12 protein-coding genes are annotated in these 16,390 nt (G+C 60.0%); 8 read left to right on the top strand and 4 right to left on the bottom strand.

What is annotated here, in order from left to right; all coding sequences use genetic code 11:
* The first annotated feature begins 292 nt into the window (after positions 1-292).
* Positions 293-496 carry a dual CXXC motif small (seleno)protein gene (locus ACUZ9P_RS12900; protein WP_298994412.1) on the top strand — a complete coding sequence of 68 codons (204 nt, stop codon included), beginning with the start codon at positions 293-295 and terminating at the stop codon, positions 494-496.
* Positions 497-535: 39 nt separating this feature from the next.
* Here the strand turns inward: ACUZ9P_RS12900 and ACUZ9P_RS12895 are convergent, their stop codons facing one another.
* On the bottom strand, positions 536-1,777 hold the full coding sequence (locus ACUZ9P_RS12895) for an NAD(P)/FAD-dependent oxidoreductase (protein WP_449250010.1): 1,242 nt from the start codon (positions 1,775-1,777) through the stop codon (positions 536-538).
* A 312-nt stretch (positions 1,778-2,089) separates the two neighbouring features.
* Here ACUZ9P_RS12895 and ACUZ9P_RS12890 point away from each other — a divergent pair, with 312 nt between their 5' ends.
* Positions 2,090-3,091: a YheT family hydrolase gene (locus tag ACUZ9P_RS12890; RefSeq protein ID WP_449250009.1), complete on the top strand. Its 1,002-nt coding sequence runs from the start codon at positions 2,090-2,092 to the stop codon at positions 3,089-3,091.
* A gap of 65 nt (positions 3,092-3,156) precedes the next feature.
* On the opposite strand, the gene hrpB is transcribed toward ACUZ9P_RS12890, so the two are convergent.
* The gene (hrpB, locus tag ACUZ9P_RS12885; RefSeq protein ID WP_449250008.1) at positions 3,157-5,943 is read right to left on the bottom strand and encodes an ATP-dependent helicase HrpB; all 2,787 of its coding nucleotides are present in this window, start codon (positions 5,941-5,943) and stop codon (positions 3,157-3,159) included.
* A gap of 116 nt (positions 5,944-6,059) precedes the next feature.
* On the opposite strand from hrpB, the gene ACUZ9P_RS12880 reads away from it, so the two are divergent.
* The 6 genes from ACUZ9P_RS12880 (at position 6,060) to bioA (ending at position 15,679) form a co-directional block, all read left to right on the top strand.
* Positions 6,060-7,178: a sigma-54 interaction domain-containing protein gene (locus tag ACUZ9P_RS12880; protein WP_449250007.1), complete on the top strand. Its 1,119-nt coding sequence runs from the start codon at positions 6,060-6,062 to the stop codon at positions 7,176-7,178.
* Positions 7,179-7,389: 211 nt separating this feature from the next.
* Positions 7,390-10,692 carry a tetratricopeptide repeat protein gene (locus ACUZ9P_RS12875; protein ID WP_449250006.1) on the top strand — a complete coding sequence of 1,101 codons (3,303 nt, stop codon included), beginning with the start codon at positions 7,390-7,392 and terminating at the stop codon, positions 10,690-10,692.
* A 295-nt stretch (positions 10,693-10,987) separates the two neighbouring features.
* Positions 10,988-11,728, top strand: a complete 741-nt coding sequence (locus ACUZ9P_RS12870; protein WP_449250005.1) for a DUF4851 domain-containing protein — start codon at positions 10,988-10,990, stop codon at positions 11,726-11,728.
* Between the two features lie 332 nt (positions 11,729-12,060).
* Positions 12,061-12,471 carry a MucR family transcriptional regulator gene (locus ACUZ9P_RS12865; protein WP_298994394.1) on the top strand — a complete coding sequence of 137 codons (411 nt, stop codon included), beginning with the start codon at positions 12,061-12,063 and terminating at the stop codon, positions 12,469-12,471.
* Between the two features lie 177 nt (positions 12,472-12,648).
* Complete coding sequence (gene bioB, locus ACUZ9P_RS12860) at positions 12,649-13,599, top strand: biotin synthase BioB (RefSeq protein WP_449250004.1); 951 nt, start codon at positions 12,649-12,651, stop codon at positions 13,597-13,599.
* A complete protein-coding gene (gene bioA / locus ACUZ9P_RS12855) occupies positions 13,586-15,679 on the top strand; it encodes an adenosylmethionine--8-amino-7-oxononanoate transaminase (protein WP_449250259.1) in 2,094 nt (697 codons plus the stop codon). The genes bioB and bioA overlap by 14 nt, the downstream gene beginning before the upstream one ends.
* A 51-nt stretch (positions 15,680-15,730) precedes the next feature.
* Here bioA and ACUZ9P_RS12850 read toward each other — a convergent pair whose 3' ends face one another.
* Together ACUZ9P_RS12850 and lpdD are read right to left on the bottom strand one after the other, a co-directional pair.
* The gene (locus ACUZ9P_RS12850; protein WP_192111918.1) at positions 15,731-15,940 is read right to left on the bottom strand and encodes a hypothetical protein; all 210 of its coding nucleotides are present in this window, start codon (positions 15,938-15,940) and stop codon (positions 15,731-15,733) included.
* Positions 15,928-16,296 (bottom strand): prenylated flavin chaperone LpdD, encoded by a 369-nt coding sequence (gene lpdD, locus ACUZ9P_RS12845; protein WP_449250003.1) that lies wholly within the window; start codon positions 16,294-16,296, stop codon positions 15,928-15,930. The genes ACUZ9P_RS12850 and lpdD overlap by 13 nt, the downstream gene beginning before the upstream one ends.
* Positions 16,297-16,390 lie beyond the last annotated feature (94 nt).

Here is a 16,390-nt window from a genome sequence, read left to right as displayed (position 1 = left end):
GCGGACGGCGGACGCAATAACAAATTTGATCCTACGGAACCGGGCATTTGCGGGCATTTTTTATGGCCTGTCCATCATGGCGGCTGGGGGTTTGCTGCATCTGGCCCATGTTGACAAAAATATGGGGCAAATGCTCTAAGGATAAGCTACGCTACGCCACCGGATTTTGCGGGCGTCTGCGGCTTGCCCAAGTTTCATGACCAATGGCCCGCTGGGGGATAAAAGCAGTCTTACAGCACCAGCCGCAGCCCGGCCAGCACTTCAAACAATACTTCTAACACAAAGAATCGCCATGGCTTTTTTTGCACCCCGTGATGTCAAGACTACGCTTGTATGCCCGACCTGCGGCGCGCCCCTGCATATCGCCCGCACCTGCCACGAAGTCTATATGCACTGCCCGGCCTGCAAGGCCCAGTTTCCGCTCCAGGACTACATCCGCCAGGCGGATGAAGCCATGGAGCATTTTCTGGAAAACGTCTACTGCAACCGCATCTAGCGTTATCCCCATCATGCATGCCAACGGGCTGCCAGCCGTTTAATCCGTGACGGGCGCAACTGCCTGAGCGGCAGTGCTGCGGGTCAGTTCTCTGGCAGCCGCCATACCGCTGGCCCACGCCCAATGCAGATTGTAGCCGCCCAGCAGGCCTGTAACGTCCAGCAGTTCGCCCACCACAAACAGATTTTTTTGCAGCAGGCTGCGCATGGTCTTGGGGTCTACTTCGTCGGTATTTACACCGCCGGAGCAGGCCTCTGCCTTTTTGAGTCCCGCTGTGGCTTGCGGCGTTATCGCGTGCCGTTGCACAGCTTCCACAATCGCCACGCGGGCCGCGCGCGGAAGTTCCGCCACCTTGCGTCTTGCGGTTTCCTCCGGCAACAGGGCGTCCACAAGCCTTTGGGGCAGAAGCCGTGCCAGTAGCGCGCGCGGGGTCTGTTTGCCAGCCTGCGACGCATTCATAAGCGCGGCAACATCCTGCTCCGGCAAAAAATTCAGCGTGATTGCAGCACATTCAGCCCAATAGAGGGATGCTTTGAGGGCTGCTGGCCCGCTGAGTCCCTCGTGGGTAAAGAGCAGATCGTCCTCCCAGTGGTGTTGCGCAAGCGTAACGCCCACAGGCAGGCTGATGCCCGTCAGGCCGAGCAGGGGCGAACCCGAATTAAGGCGCAGGGGCGTGAGCACTGCGCGTGGCGCAACAATGCTGTGCCCGAGTTCTTCCGCCAGCCGATAGCCAGCACCGCTGCTACCAGCCTGCGGCCATGCCGGGCTGCCCAGCGCCAGCACCAGAGCCTTGCCGCGCCACAAGCCGCCCTCGGTCTGCACAGAAAAGCCATCCCCCTGCGCCTCTACCGCTGTTACTGTGGTGCCGCAGGCAATAATGCAGCCGTGTTTGCGGCAGTCGTCCGCCAATGCCCTGACCAGCCGCTGCGCGGAAACAGTCAGAAAAAGCTGTCCGTGGGTGCGCTCCTCAAAGGGCAGGTTCCATTCCTGCACAAGGCGCAGCATGTGCTCCGGCGTAAAGCCCTTGAGGGCTGGGGCGCAAAATGCATTGCCTCTGCTTCCGTCACAGCGGTAGTCTTTGGGGCTGACTGCACGGTTGGTAAAGTTTGCCTTGCCGCCGCCGCTCACGGCCAGTTTGCGCCCGGGCACAGACCCACGCTCAAGCAATACAACGCTCAGGCCTTTTGACGCCGCCTCGCGGGCGCACATAAGCCCCGCAGCCCCAGCGCCCAGAATCAGCACATCGGCCACATCCGGGCAGCGTGTCCCGCCGCCTTGCACTGACTGTGTGTTCCTTCTTTTTAGTGGCGAGGGTTGCGCAGAATTCCTGCCCGTGGGGGTGCCTGGCAACGCATTTTCAACAGGTGCCGCAAGCGCAGCGGGTTCGGCCTTGGGGCCGGGTGTTTGCTGGGTAAAGGCCTGACGTGCCGGATTTGACAGAATTTTGCGCGTGGCGCTATTTTGGGGAGCTTTGTTGTGCATGCGGCGAAGGTATACGAGGCTTTGGCGGCTGCCAAGCCCTTGTGTGCCGTCAAACCGCCATTGTCTGAATCTACCAGCGCGGCTTCGCCGCCATCTTTTACCGGGATTGTCATGCCAGTTCTTGCTTCATCCTACGTTGCGCCGTGGTTTGTGCGCAACGGTCACGCCAACACCATGTGGCCCGTGCTCTTTCGTGAAAAGCCGCAAATGTCGCCCTCTGTGCGCCGGGTGCGCCTAGAAACGCCCGATGGCGACTTTCTTGATGTGGATCAGCATCCCTCGCTCGGAAAAGACAGGGCGGAGCGCCCTTTTGGGCAGGGCAGGGGCATAGCTGTTATTTCGCACGGGCTGGAGGGCAACAGTCGCCGCAAGTATGTGCTGGGCATGTCCAATGCCCTGCGTGCCGAAGGCTTTGACGTGCTGGCCTGGAACATGCGCTCCTGCTCGGGCGAGAGTAACCGCACTGCGCGCCTGTATCACATGGGCGAGATTGAAGATCTGGGAACTGTATCGCGCTTTGCCGAGCAGTTTGACCGCCCCCTGCTGTTGGCTGGCTTCAGCATGGGTGGCAACCAGATTTGCCGTTATCTGGGCCGGGGGCCGGTTTCGCCGCTGGTGCGGGCAGCTGTAGTCGTGTCTGTGCCGTGCGATCTTTCCGCCGCTGCACCGATCATGGATGGCCCTGCCTGCCGCATTTACATGAGCTATTTTTTGCGAACCCTACGTAGAAAAGTGCGCGAAAAGGCCGAGCGCTTTCCTTCCTATCCTTCCGTTGAAGGCGTGGAAAAAATCCACACTTTTGCTGAGTTTGACGAGCGTTTTACCGCACCTGCCTTTGGTTTTGCATCAGCCAAAGATTATTGGGAAAAGAACACGGTTTTGCCCGACCTGCCCTGCATAGACGTGCCGACCCTACTGCTCATGGCAGCGGACGACCCTTTTTGTGCGCCTTCGTGCTATCCGTGGCAGACGGCGGAGCAGAGCGCGCACCTGCATCTGGAGGTTGCCCCGCACGGCGGGCATGTAGGTTTTGTGCAACAGAAGCAGGAATACTACAGCGAGCAACGCGCGCGCGAATTTGTGCGGCAGTTGACAGGGCGCGGTGTTTTTTAGGCGCTTGGTATTGCGACCGGGCGCACCTACAGAGGGCTTGTTGCGATGGTAGTTTTGCGGGCGCGTCAGCTTTTTTGCCGCTCGGCAAGCCGCTTCTTGGTCAGAACCGTGGGCACGGCGTTAACCGGGTCTTCCGGCCAGGGATGCTTGGGGTAGCGGCCACGCATTTCTGCGCGCACTGCGGGGTAGCCGTTGCGCCAAAAATGGGCCAGATCGCGCGTGACCTGCAAGGGGCGGCCTGCGGGCGAATTGAGGCGCAGCACCAGAGCTACGCGCCCATCAGCTATGCGCGGCGTGTCCACGCAGCCGAATAATTCCTGCAACTTGGCGGCCAGCCATGGGCCTCCGTCTTCACCATACACAATGGGGCGCATGGCCCCTGACGGCACCTGCCATTCCGTGGGGGCCTGCCGTTCAAGTATCCGGTGAAGATTCCCCGGCAGCAGACGGCGCAGGGCCTCCAGCAATTGCTCCGGTCCGAGCGCCGCCAGCGAATTGGCGCGCCCCTGTTTGCCTTGCCCGGCTGACCTTTCGAGCGCCTGCTGCAAGGCTGGCGCAAGCCAGTCATTGAGAGTCGCCAGCAGCGCGGCATCAGAAACATCGGGCCACGCCTCGCCCTCCAGCTCGCGCAGCAGGCTTACCCGCGCGCACCACTGCTTTGCGGCATCATCCCACGGCAGACATTCCAGCCCCTTGTTCTGCACATGGGCGCACAGGGCAGCCGCGCATTGATCGGGTAGAGGCCGGGGCAAGGGGGCATCTTCCAGAACAAGAGATCCCAGCACTCGCTGCCGCCGGGCGCTGACCAGCCCGGCATCCGAAACAGTGAGCTTGTCTTCGTTGCAAATGTCTGCGCTGAAAAGCGCTGCAAGATCATCGGGCGAAAGGGCGGCGGCAAGGCGGATGCGCCCGCGCGGCGCTGCGCCGTCAACTTCTGCAATGGCCAGAAAGGGCAGGCGCGCCAGAGGGTCGTCGCTGTCTATCTGGGCGGCCCTTCCGCTGTGCAGGAGATAGGGCGTCATGGGGGTCACCCCTCCCGCAAAATTTCCCTTGCCGCTGTTTTGTGGCTGACCGTCTGTCTGCCGCATGGCGACCTGTTCCGGCCACGCCACCGCCAGCAGTTGCCCAAGGCTTGCGGCCTGAACGAGAGCTGCGGAAAAAATGTTGCCCGTTTTGTTGGATTGCCCCTGTGCCGCAAGCTGGGAACCTTTCTCCTCATGCCGATCAATCTGATGCATGAGCCGTTGCGCCAGGCGGCGCACACGCTCACGGGCGGCATCCGTATTCTTGCCCGCAACGCCATCGCGGCACAGCCAGTCGAGGCGGCGCAGCACATCGCATCCCGCGCCCGTGGCAGGCATGCCGCCCTTGCTTTTGCCAGCGGTAAAGGCCAGAGGGTCGCGTTCTTCCAGCAGGGCGGCGATACAGGCTGCCAATGCGGCAAGGGATTTGTCGCGCCCCCACAGCAGCAGGCGCGCCGTGCGCGGCGCAAGGGGCAATGCGGCCATGCTGCGGCCCAAAGCGGTTGGCCGCATCTGGGCATCCACCGCGCCCAGGGCCAGAAGGTTCTGTCTGGCGACAGTCAGATGGGTCGGGGGCGGCGTGTCGAGCCATGCGAGCGAGGTCGGATCGGTCACGCCCCAAACCGCCAGTTGCAAGGCGAGCCCGGTGAGGTCTGCATCAAGAATTTCAGCGCGGATGTGCGGGCGCATGCCGTTTTCCTGCTCTTTTGCCCAAAGGCGGCAACAGATACCAGGTTCAATGCGTCCGGCGCGTCCGGCCCGTTGGGCAGCGCCAGCCAGCGACACGCGCTCAGTCACAAGGCGAGTGAGGCCGCAGGCCGGATCAAAGCGCGTCAAGCGCGCAAGGCCGCTGTCCACCACGAGCCTCACGCCCTCAATGGTCAGCGACGTTTCGGCAATGGACGTGGCAAGCACCACCTTGCGTTGCCCCTGCGGAGCTGGCGCAATGGCCGCATCCTGTTCTCTGGCGGTAAGATTACCATAGAGCGGGCACAGGGCCACATCCGCAGGCAAAGCGCCCTCAAGCATGGCTGCAAGATGGCGGATTTCGCCCGCGCCGGGCAAAAAAGCCAGCAGACTGCCCTGTTCCGTACGCAGCAGATGCAAAATGACATCAGCCATGTGCCGCCACAGCAGCGGCCCTGCCCCGGCAGCAGACAGAGGGCCGCCGCCCACAATCTGCCCCGCGCGGATTTTGGGCGGCAGGTGCCGCATCTGTACGGGAAAGACCTTGCCTTCGCACACAACAAAAGGGCAGCCTCCCATGAGTGTTGCAACGGCCTGCACATCCAGCGTGGCGGACATGACGATCAGCCGCAGGTCGGGGCGCAATGCAGCCTGACTCTCAAGGCAGAGGGCAAGCCCGGTATCGGCCGTGAGCGAGCGTTCATGAAATTCGTCAAAAATCACACAGGCTATATCCGGCAGCTCGGGATCATCCTGCAACATGCGCGTGAGCACGCCCTCGGTGACAACCTCCACGCAGGTGCGGCTGCTGACGCGGCTTTCGTCACGCATGCGGTAGCCCACCGTGCCGCCCGGTTCCTCACCCAGCAGGGCCGCCATGTAGCGTGCCAGCGCGCGGGCCGCCACGCGCCGTGGTTCAAGCAGAAGAATACGGCGGCCCTCAAGCCAGGGCTGCCCCATAAGCCAGAGGGGAACACGACTGCTCTTGCCCGCTCCGGGCAGGGCGCTGAGCACCAGATTGCGGCCCTGAGCCAGAGATTCCAGAACTTCTGCGCGCGAAGCGTCGAGTGGGCACTGTGGCAGGGCCGGGCAGCGGGCAAGGGTACTTGAGGGGGCGGCAATGCGTATCGGCGAATCGGTCATGGCTAAATGCGGCATGGCTGAGGGTAAATGCGGTAGAATAGGCGCATTTTTACTGGTAATCCAATGCGTGTCAGTGTATTGACACAGGAAAGGATATGCACGCGGAGAATGCACACATGGAGTTGAATACCAGCGGCATTATCGGCCAGAGCACCAGCCTCGCCGAAGTCTTCAAGGTTCTCGGCAAGGTTGCGCCCACGGACAGCACTGTGCTTGTAACTGGTGAATCGGGAACTGGCAAGGAATTGCTGGTTCGCGCGCTTCACGCCAACAGCCGCAGGGCTGACAAGCCCTTTGTACCAATCAACTGCGGGGCCATCCCTAAAGAGTTGCTTGAAAGCGAACTTTTCGGTCACGAAAAGGGCGCCTTTACGCACGCCATCCGTTCGCGGCAAGGCCGTTTTGAAATGGCTGACGGCGGCACCATCTTTCTGGATGAAATCGGCGAAATGGAGTTAAGCCTTCAGGTCAAGATTCTGCGTGTGCTGCAAGAAAAGGAAATCGAGCGCGTGGGCGGCACGGGCTGCAAAAAGGTGGATGTGCGCATTGTGGCCGCCACCAACCGCGATCTTGAGGTGGAAGTTGCCGCCGGGCGCTTCCGCGAGGATCTGTACTATCGCCTGAACGTCATTCCCCTGCATTTGCCGCCGCTGCGCCAGCGCGGCAACGATGTGCTGCTGCTTGCGCGCTATTTTCTCAACCATTTCTGCACCAAAAAAGCGCGCGATCCCATGCTGCTTGATGAAACAACGCAGCGTATCCTGGCGGCCTACAATTGGCCCGGCAACGTGCGCGAGCTTGAAAACTTCATGGAGCGCCTGAGCATCCTTGTGGATGCCAATACGGTGTGCATGGATGACCTGCCGCGCAAGATTCTGGCTCAGGTGGGTGATGTGTCGCTGCTGCCCCCGGTGGTGGAGGATGCCCCTGCGTGCGAGCCCGAGGCGGAGCTTCTCGCCGAACCCATCGCTGATAGCGGCGTGGAGCAGGCACCCGCCCCAGTGCCGCAGGCTGAAGCCGCAATGCCCGTTGCAGCCAATGGAGCTTTCGTGTGGCCCAACTTGGGCGTTTTGACGGCTCAGGGGCAGAACCTTAAAGATTTTCTTGATGCTGTGGAAAGCCGCCTTATTGATGAAGCCCTGACCAAGGCAGAGGGCGTGAAAAATCAGGCCGCCGAGCTTTTGGGCATCAAGCGGACAACGCTTATTGAAAAGCTCAAGAAACGCAGCATGTAGCGGCATAAAATTTGCATGAAATTTGCGTTGGATTTTGCGGCTCAGATGCCACGACACATCCTGCGAAGTGCAAGTGAACACACAACTTTTCGCCGCCGCGACACGGCCTCATAGTTCTGCCCGCAAGGGTGCGATTCCCCAACGCTGCTCACGTGTTGGGGCTTTGCTGCTGATTGCGAGCCTTTTGCTGCCCGCGCAACCTTCGCACGGCATGAGCTGGAACTGGGCCCCCATTGCAGATACTGCCGCAGCCACGGCTGCCGGGCAACAGTCAAAAAGTTCACAGCCAGCCGGGGAAAGGTTGCGCCTCACGCTCGACAGCCCTGGTCAGGTGCACAGGCTTCTGCGCACCGGCAATACCTTGCTTCTCTATCTTGACGATCCTTCCGCAACGCTTGAACGCAGCGGCGCAGCACCTTCTGCGGGGGCGTTGCTCGACAGTATCGGGCTTTCCAACGGCCAGTTGCGCATTACGCTTTCTCCCAAGGCCGTGAACCACGTCATGCGCCGGTCTTCTCCTTCTGAACTGGATATAGAAATTTTTGCCGCCGGAACCCAGAAAGGGGAAAATTCCTCTCGTCTGGATGCGGCGGGCGTGCCTGTGGGCAACGCGCCTGCTGATTCAGAAGGGCAGGGCGCTTCTTTTGCCGTTAATCTGCCCGCTGATGCCGCAGTGGGTTTTTTGCAAAAGACCCAAATGCTGCTGGCCGATGTGCAGCAGGGTGTAAAGGCCTTGCCCATCGCTGGCCTGTTTACTACGGATCTGTTTGACGCGGGCAAGGCAAAGCTGGCGGATTTGAGCCAGAAATTCTCCGCCCTTGGCGCGACCAAAACTGCGGAAGCCGCCGAAGTGCCGCAAGCCGCAGGCGGTGCGGGCAGCCTCGCCGTGACGCTGGACGCCCAGAGCCTCATGAGCCGGGTGAACCCCGGCGGGCCGGAAAACTGGCCGGACAGTAAGGGGCTTTCTACATCAATCCCCAGTAATGTTCCTGCTGCGGCTCCGGCCACAGCGGCAGCACCAGCGGCTTCGGCTGCGCCTGCAAGCCAGCCAGTAACTCAGCCTGCAACCCAGCCCGTAACAAGACCAGCGGCTCAGCCTGCGCCTGCCCCGCAAAATGAGGTCCAGCGTACAGTACCGCCCGCGACACCACCCGTTGCGCAGCCGCAAGCTCAGCCCGCTCCGCAGCCTGTCCAGCAGGTTGTGCCCAAGGCCATACCGCAACCTGCACTCCAAGCAGCGCCGCAGCCTGCGCCGCAGGCAAAAACAGCACCGGCTCAGCAGCCCGCGCCAGCCGCAGCTTCTGCGCCTGCTTCCCAGGCCGGTCAGGTAAAGCCGAACGGCGCGGGCGGTAACGTATCCGGCAAGGTTTCGGACAATGTGGTGGGGCTGCCGCATGCCGAAGAAAAAGGCGGTCACGGGGCAGCTGCTCCCAAGGAAGAACCTCGGCCCGTGGTTTATGTGGACGAACAGGGCAATCCTGTTGCCAAGCCTGCTGACCCGGAAAAAATGATGGAAGAGGCGGAGCGTCTCATCAAGGAGCGCAAGTTCGTTGAGGCTTTGCCGCAGTTGGAAAAACTGAAGGAAATGCCCACCATCAGCGCCGATATGCGTCTCAAAACGCTGTATTACATCAGCGACTGCGTATGGGCCAGATATGCCGATAATCCGCTGGCTGGCTTTGAGCCTATTGTTTCTGCCACCAGCGAGGCCATGAATTTTGACTTGCGTTCTTCCCGTGTGCCGGAGGCCCTCCTGCGCCTGGGGCTCGTTAACGTCAACGTGGGCAATCTGGTAGATGCCGGGGGCTACATTGTGGCCATGTATCGGCGCTATCCGGATTATCCCGGCGTGGCGCAGGGCTTTACGGCCTTGGGCAAGGCGCAGCTCAAGCGGCACATGGATGCCCAGGCGGAGCAGGCCTTTGCCATTGTGCTCGACAAGTACCCTGAATCCTCCTTTTTGCAGGAGGCGTCCGTGGGGCTTGCCCAGGCGCTGAACAACCAGCGCAAGTACACCAATGCGCAGGTTATTCTCGACTTTATAAGCAAGCGCTGGCCCCGCTATTATATTGAAGACCCCACATTCCTGTTTTTGCAGGGCGCCAATGATGAGGCTCTGGACAAACCCGTTGCGGCCCTGACCCTGTACTGGCTGTATTATAACCTTGTGCCCGGGCAGAAGGGCAACGACGACCTGCTCCTTAAAATGGGCGACATGTATACCCGCCTTGGCAACAAGAGCGGGGCCGAGTTTCTGTATTCCTACCTGACGCGGCATTTTGCGGGAACCCATGCGGCAAATATGGCAAATCTGCGGTTGGCCGAGGGCGGCATTTACGATTCGCCCATCAATTATGAGGCCATGACACAGGTTTTTGCTAGGGCCGCCAGTGGCAACCTGCCCAAGGTTTACGCCAGCCTTGCGGCGGCCTCGCGCACTGCGCCGGAGTCTGTGCTTGCGCGGCTCAAGGAGGCCATGTGGCTCTATTGGAGCAAGCGTTATACCGAGGCCATGGGCAAGGCCGCAGATTTTATTGATGGTTATCCCGAGAACGCCAACGTGGCGCAGGCTCGCGATATTATCTGGCTTGCTTTTCAAAAAGAGCTTGCCAATTCCATGGCTGAAAAAAACTATGGACGCATTCTCATTTTATGGAATGGCTTTCCCCTGGTGCGCGAACGCTACGGGGCGATAGATCCGCGTATGCGTTATGCCTTGGCGCAGGGCTTGCTTGAACGGGGCGATACTGAACAAGCCCTTGGCATGCTTGCGGAGTTTTTGAAGTCGCCCATGGACCCCCAGTATGGGGAAGCTACCTTTACGGAATTTTTCAACCGGTATCTTCAGGTCGGTGCCTGGGCAAAGATTCTTGATCTTGGCAAACTGGTGGCCACCTGGCCTTTGAACCCCCAGTTGCGCAACCAGCTTGATTACGCCATGGCGCTCTCGGCCCAGAATCTCAATCTGGCCGGGGCTGCTCTCGCCATGTGGCAAAAGCTTGCCGAGCGGCAGGATATCCCGCTCTATCAGCGGGCCTACGCCACGTACTTTCTTGCCCGTGATGCCGAACAGCGCAAGGATATTCGCAATTCCTACACGCTGAACCGCAAGGTGATTGATCTCTTTACCCAGTTGCAGAACGAACGTTCCGACAAGGCCGACCCGCAGCGCATCAAGGATGCCATACTTTCACTCATGGATATCTGCGAAGTAGGCAACCGTGTGCCGGAAGCCCTGGAATGGCTTGCGCGTTACAATGCCTTTGTGCCCAAGGAGTCGCCGGAATATCCTGGCTTGCGATTCCGCGAGGCCCGGCTGTATCGCAAGCTGGGCGATGCCACGCGGGCTCAGGCTTTGCTTGAGGATATTGTGCGCAACTATGCCGATTCGCCTTTTGCCAAGGCAGCCACAGCGGAACTGCACACCTTTGAGGTTTCGCGCGACCTGCAAAACTACCTGCCCGGCGGGGCGGGCAGTCAGGCTGCGCCTGCGGCCAAGCCTGCCGCTCCCTAGCTTCCCCGGTTTTTATCCTTTGGGCCTGTCGCCCTTGCTTGTCGTCCAGGCTGGTTGCTGGTGTCTCCGGCGCATCTTGCATCAGAGCGCCGAACCCCTCCCATATGCCGATCTGGCATGTGAGGGCGCATTGCATGCGTTCACTCCTTGGAATATAACCAGACGCAACAGCAGTTCTGCCGTGGGGTGGAATTAGCTGCCTGATGCAATTTTAATGGATAAGTGCGATGGAACGTCCCGCAAGATTCATACGATGATGCAGGACGTGATGTGCGCCGTCAGCCTTGGAGGGCATATGAACAGAGTGCTTCTTTGCGTTACACTCGGCCTGCTTGCCTTGATGGCCGGATGCACCGGCGCATTGCAAAGGGGAATGCAGAACACGGCCTATGTTTCCACAGCCCGCCCGGCCATCAGCATCAAGGCCGTGAACATGCCCCTGCTTACCGGCGGCGAAACAAGCGTCAGCCTTGATGGTGCAGGCGTTATCGGCGGCTTGCCGCTGCACGCGTGGGTTGCTGCTTACGGCAAGGGCGATCCCCAAAGCCCCCTGGCCATTGTGGGGCTGGCTGAGGTGCCGCGCGGCTGGTACTGGGACAGCGATGGCCAGCGTCCCTTTAGCGTTGATAAAGGGGTGGAGATTTTCAACAATGACGGCTTTGCGGCCAGCACCTATATTGTGGACAGCAAAAGGGATGCATTTTCAGCCCTTGCAGGGCTGACGGACGAAGCAAAGCCCATGCGCTGGCTGACGCGCGGTTTTGCCGCCAGATACAATTTTAATGACACCAAGGTCATACTGGAATACAGAGAACTCCTGCCTGAAAATCTTGCCGGGCAGGAAAGCCTTACAGAAAGCCAGACTGACCAGCTTCGTGCCTTTGAGCAGCGCGCCAGCGCAGCCTTTGCCGTTGCTTCTGTATCTGAATATATGACTGGAATTACAGAAGGATATGCAAAGAACATTCGTGGGCAATACCTGGATCACCGCTTCTGGGGGACTGCATCAAAGTATGACACATTTGTCTTAAAGTAGCATGTTCTTGCAGTAATCTGACATTACACCGGGATTCCGCCTGGGAGGCCGCTTGGGAAAGTTTTTCCAAGCGGCCTCCCTGTTTTTTACGTTTGTTGCGCCTGCACCGACACTAAGTAACTGCAACAAGTTAATACATTCTGGAATAATGGTTATGTAAAATTTGCAACACAATTTTATATTATAGGGTATAGTACATTGACGAAACAATAGCTGCTGTGTATGTTCTCCCCATCAGGATGGGAGGGGGACCGACTGTTCTGTCAATGAGCCGATCAGGCGGGTACGCAGCGCGTCAGATTGAGTATATTGAAGACAATAAAGGGGTAGTTATGGACGATTATCTGAAAGAGGCGCTGGAAATTACCAGAGCACAAGCTGGCGTTCGCGTTATGAGCGAAGAAGAAATAGCCGCCTTTATACAGAAAGTGGCGCAGGGCATCAAAGCAGTTGCTGAAGGCGAAACGCCTGTGGAACTGGACAGCGGCGAAATGGCCGTTGAAGCACGCAAGTCGGTCAAAGAAAAGTCCGTCACCTGCCTTGAGTGCGGAAAGAGCTTTAAGATCCTTACCAAGCGTCATCTGGCCAGCCACGGCATGACCTCGGCTGAATACCGCGAAAAGTGGGGCTTCAAGAAAGACGCACCTCTGGTGTGTAAGGCCCTGCAGCGCGAACGCCGCAAAAAGATGAAAGACATGAAGCTGTGGGAAAAGCGCCGCAAGGTTCAAGTATCCCCGGCATAAGACCCGCAATGGTGGGCTTTGTCATCGGTCTGAAAGCCCGCCCCTGAGGCGGGCTTTTTTTTTAGGCCAAAAAATGGCATGGTGCCTGTCTGTATGACGGCATGGCTGTCATTCAGAGTGGCTCCGGTCAGCAAATGATTTTTGCTCTGCACCATTGTTCTCTTTCAGGGTTATATCATGACTCAATCACAGGCGGTTGCAACGCCCGCCGAAGCCCTCGCGCTTTTGTCCCTGCCGCAGGAACAGTTGTTTGCCAGGGCCACTGCGCTGCGCGAGGCGACCTTTGGGCGCGGTATTGTTTTGTGCGCCATCATTAATGCAAAAAGCGGCAACTGCTCCATGGACTGCCGTTTTTGCTCCCAGAGCAGGCACAATCACACCCCCATTGAGGTTTTTCCTCTCTTGCCGGACGATGAACTGCGCGAGCGCATTCTGCGTCTTGCAGCCCTGCCTGTGGCCCGCATTGGCGTTGTTACCAGCGGTTCGGCCCTGAGCGGCAGCGAATTGCAGCGCCTGCGCACTGTAATTTCCGGCCTGCCGGATGCCGTGCGCCCGCGCGTCTGCGTTTCGCTGGGCAAACTAACGGCTGAAGATTTTGCCCTTTTGTCCGGGGCCGGGCTTACCCGGTTCCACCATAATATGGAAACCTCGCAGGGCTATTACTCCAGCGTGTGCACTACGCAAACCTGGGAGCAGCGGCGCGACACAGTGCTGCGAGCCAGTGAGGCGGGCCTGAGCGTGTGCACCGGCGGCCTGTTCGGCCTGGGTGAGAGCTGGCAAGACCGCGTGGACTTTGCCTTCAGTCTCAAAAAGATGGGCGTGAGCCATGTGCCCATGAATTTTCTGCATCCGCACCCGGAAACACCTTTGGCAGGGCAGAAGCCCCTCACCGCTGATGAAGCGCTGACGCTCATTGCCGTGTTCCGGCACATTTTGCCCAAGGCGACCTTGCGCATCTGCGGGGGCAGGCCTCTTGTGCTGGGCAGCCGCCAGAATGAAATTTTCATCGCCGGGGCCAATGCCCTCATGACGGGTGATTATCTTACAACCCATGGGCAGAGCATTGCGCATGATCTTGAAATGATCGCCGCGCAAGGGCTTGAGGTTCGCTGTGATGCAAGCTGCTGAGGAAAAGACTGACCCACCGCTAAGGGGCCTTTTTGTAGCCGGTTCCGGCACAGATGTGGGCAAGACCGTAGTGACGGCGGCCCTGCTGCGGGCCTTGCTGCTGGGCGGAGTCAAGGCGCAGGCTGTAAAACCTGTGCAGACTGGCGTTGCGCCGGATCGGGCCAATACGGCCCCTCTGGCCGATGCCCGAGTGTATGCCGCTGCCGTTGCGGGCATGCCGCAAAGCGCCGCCATGCTGCCTGCCACGGCCCTGCATTGCTTCAGCCTGCCTGCTTCGCCCCATCTGGCCGCGGCCCGCGAAGGCGCGCGCCTGACCTGCGCAGGGCTGCGCAACGACATTGTTTGCCACAGCCGCGCCAGCACCGCTGAAATGCTGCTGCTTGAGGGCGCTGGCGGCTTGCGGGTGCCGCTCAACGAGCGTGAAGACATGCTCGACCTCATGGCCTCGGTGGGTCTGCCCGTGCTGCTTGTGGGCGGCAATTATCTGGGTGGGCTAAACCACATTCTGCTTTCGCTGGATGCATTGCGTCATAACGGCCTGCAACTGGCCGGAGTGGTGCTTGTCCCATCTGCCGATCCGGCAGCGGGTTGCCCCGGCGTGGATGTGGACGCCATGCTGGCCGACAACGCCACCATGCTCCGTGAGCGGCTTGCGCAACATGGCCAGACTGCTCCCCTTGTGGAATTGCCGCGTGTGGCGCAACTGGATGCGGCGGCATGGCAGACCCTGGCTCAGGGGCTTGAGCCGCTGGTGCGGCATCTGCAAGCCTCACAGGATTCTGCTTGCGACTGTGGTGCAGATATTGTGCGCCGCGATCATCAGACCATCTGGCACCCCTATGCCTCGGCCATGCAGCCGCCCTTGCTCAGCACTGTGGCGCGCACCAGAGCCAACCGTATTGTGCTGGCTGACGGCAGGGAACTTGTGGACGGCATGTCATCTTGGTGGGCAGCCGTGCACGGATACAATCATCCGCGCCTTATGGAGGCCCTGCATTCACAGGCCGGGCGCATGCCCCACGTGATGTTTGGCGGCCTGACGCACGAACCGGCGGTCAATCTGGCCGAAAAACTGCTGCGCCTCATGCCTGCGGGGCTTGAGCGCGTGTTTTTTGCCGATTCCGGCTCGGTGGCGGTGGAGGTGGCGCTGAAAATGGCCCTGCAATACCAGCAGGGCAGGGGGCAGACCGGGCGCACAAAGTTTCTAACGCCGCGCGGCGGTTATCATGGGGATACCTTTGGTGCCATGTCGGTGTGCGACCCGGTTACGGGCATGCACAGCCTGTTTACGGCCATGCTGCCCCAACAGATATTTATGGCGCGGCCAAGTTGCCGCTTTGACCAGCCCTTTGACCCCGCGAGCCTTGACGATGCCCGGCGTGTTTTTGCCGAGCGCGGGCACGAGATCGCGGCGGTGATTCTTGAACCAGTGGTGCAGGGCGCGGGCGGCATGTGGTTTTACCACCCGGACTACCTGCGAGGCCTTGCGCAACTATGCCGCGAGGCTGGCGCGCTGCTGATATTTGATGAAATCGCCACGGGCTTTGGCCGCACGGGCAAGATGTTTGCTGCGGAATGGGCCGGTGTTTCACCAGATATTCTGTGTTGCGGCAAGGCGCTCACGGGCGGGGTGCTCACCCTGGCTGCCACGGCCTGCACCGCCAGCGTGGCGCAGGGCATTTGCGCCGGGGGCAATGTATTTATGCACGGCCCCACCTTTATGGCCAATGCGCTGGCCTGTGCCGTGGCCTGCGCCAGCCTTGACCTGCTGCAAGAGGAAGACTGGCGGCAGAAGGTGGCAAATCTTGAAAGCGGGCTGTGCTCCGGGCTTGCCCACTGTGCGGAGCTGCAAGGCGTGGCTGACGTGCGCGTACTGGGCGGCATCGGCGTTGTGGAAACGTGCGAACCCGTCAATACATCCGCATTACAGGAATATTTTGTGCGGCACGGCATCTGGGTGCGGCCATTTAATCGTCTTGTTTACCTCATGCCGCCGTATGTTACTCCGGCTGAGGATGTGGCGCGGCTCTGCGCTGTGGTGGCAGGCGCATTGGAATCAGGAGCGCATCTGCAAGGATAAAGGCTGCCGTCCTAGCCTCAGGCTGGCTGCTTCTAAAGTCCATCTTGCCGGTTATTTTTCTGTGGGCGGCGGAGGAACGGGCAGCCCTTTAAATATGAGCCGTGTGGCGGCGGCGTCTGCCAGTTCGGAAACGTCCATGAGCTTTTCCAGCAGTTCCAGCAGGTAGAAGCGGTCGTTTTCGCAGCCGTCCTTGAAATCGGCTTCAAGCTCGCCGCTGCGGATGTAGTTTTCCAGTTCCGTAAGATCGTTTACCGTGAGCATGGAGAATCCTTTTGCAGCGCGGAGATGCAACGTTCCGTCAGGTCGTGAACCATCTGCTCGACCTGCCGGATTTCTTCGCGGGTGATGTTGTCGTAGTGGATGCCCGCGCTGACGCACACGGCGCAGTTCAGGGCATGAGCCATGCGCTCGGCCATGCGCTGGGCGAGGGCGTCTTCCTTGTGGCCGGGCAGGCCCGCCAGATGGCTTTGGGCCTCTACCTGGCCATGCGCAGGCGCGGCCAGAGCCACAGCGCCGATATGGGTCGCGCCGCCGCCGCAGAGCACCTGCAGGTCGCGCCCCTGGCGATAAACGCGCAGATGTATGCTCAGGCGGCCCTGTTGGGTGGTGAATCGCATGGCTGCTCCTGTGCTTTGGCGGCGGGTAGGGTGCCACGCCGTTGCGGGCCTTACGGCTTTTTGCCATGTGCCCGATGAAATTTCCAGCCTGCCT

It is taken from the genome of Desulfovibrio intestinivivus (assembly GCF_053570665.1).
The sequence above is the reverse complement of the archived record's forward strand: the minus strand, read 5'-3'. Positions and strand labels throughout refer to the sequence as shown.

What these genes read in the sequence shown, in the direction of transcription:
- ACUZ9P_RS12900 (WP_298994412.1), top strand. Translation starts at nt 293, where the DNA reads ATGGCTTTTTTTGCACCCCGTGATGTCAAGACTACGCTTGTATGCCCG.
- ACUZ9P_RS12890 (WP_449250009.1), top strand. Translation starts at nt 2,090, where the DNA reads ATGCCAGTTCTTGCTTCATCCTACGTTGCGCCGTGGTTTGTGCGCAAC.
- hrpB (WP_449250008.1), bottom strand. Translation starts at nt 5,943, where the DNA reads ATGACCGATTCGCCGATACGCATTGCCGCCCCCTCAAGTACCCTTGCC.
- ACUZ9P_RS12880 (WP_449250007.1), top strand. Translation starts at nt 6,060, where the DNA reads ATGGAGTTGAATACCAGCGGCATTATCGGCCAGAGCACCAGCCTCGCC.
- ACUZ9P_RS12875 (WP_449250006.1), top strand. Translation starts at nt 7,390, where the DNA reads ATGAGCTGGAACTGGGCCCCCATTGCAGATACTGCCGCAGCCACGGCT.
- ACUZ9P_RS12870 (WP_449250005.1), top strand. Translation starts at nt 10,988, where the DNA reads ATGAACAGAGTGCTTCTTTGCGTTACACTCGGCCTGCTTGCCTTGATG.
- ACUZ9P_RS12865 (WP_298994394.1), top strand. Translation starts at nt 12,061, where the DNA reads ATGGACGATTATCTGAAAGAGGCGCTGGAAATTACCAGAGCACAAGCT.
- bioB (WP_449250004.1), top strand. Translation starts at nt 12,649, where the DNA reads ATGACTCAATCACAGGCGGTTGCAACGCCCGCCGAAGCCCTCGCGCTT.
- bioA (WP_449250259.1), top strand. Translation starts at nt 13,586, where the DNA reads ATGCAAGCTGCTGAGGAAAAGACTGACCCACCGCTAAGGGGCCTTTTT.
- ACUZ9P_RS12850 (WP_192111918.1), bottom strand. Translation starts at nt 15,940, where the DNA reads ATGCTCACGGTAAACGATCTTACGGAACTGGAAAACTACATCCGCAGC.
- lpdD (WP_449250003.1), bottom strand. Translation starts at nt 16,296, where the DNA reads ATGCGATTCACCACCCAACAGGGCCGCCTGAGCATACATCTGCGCGTT.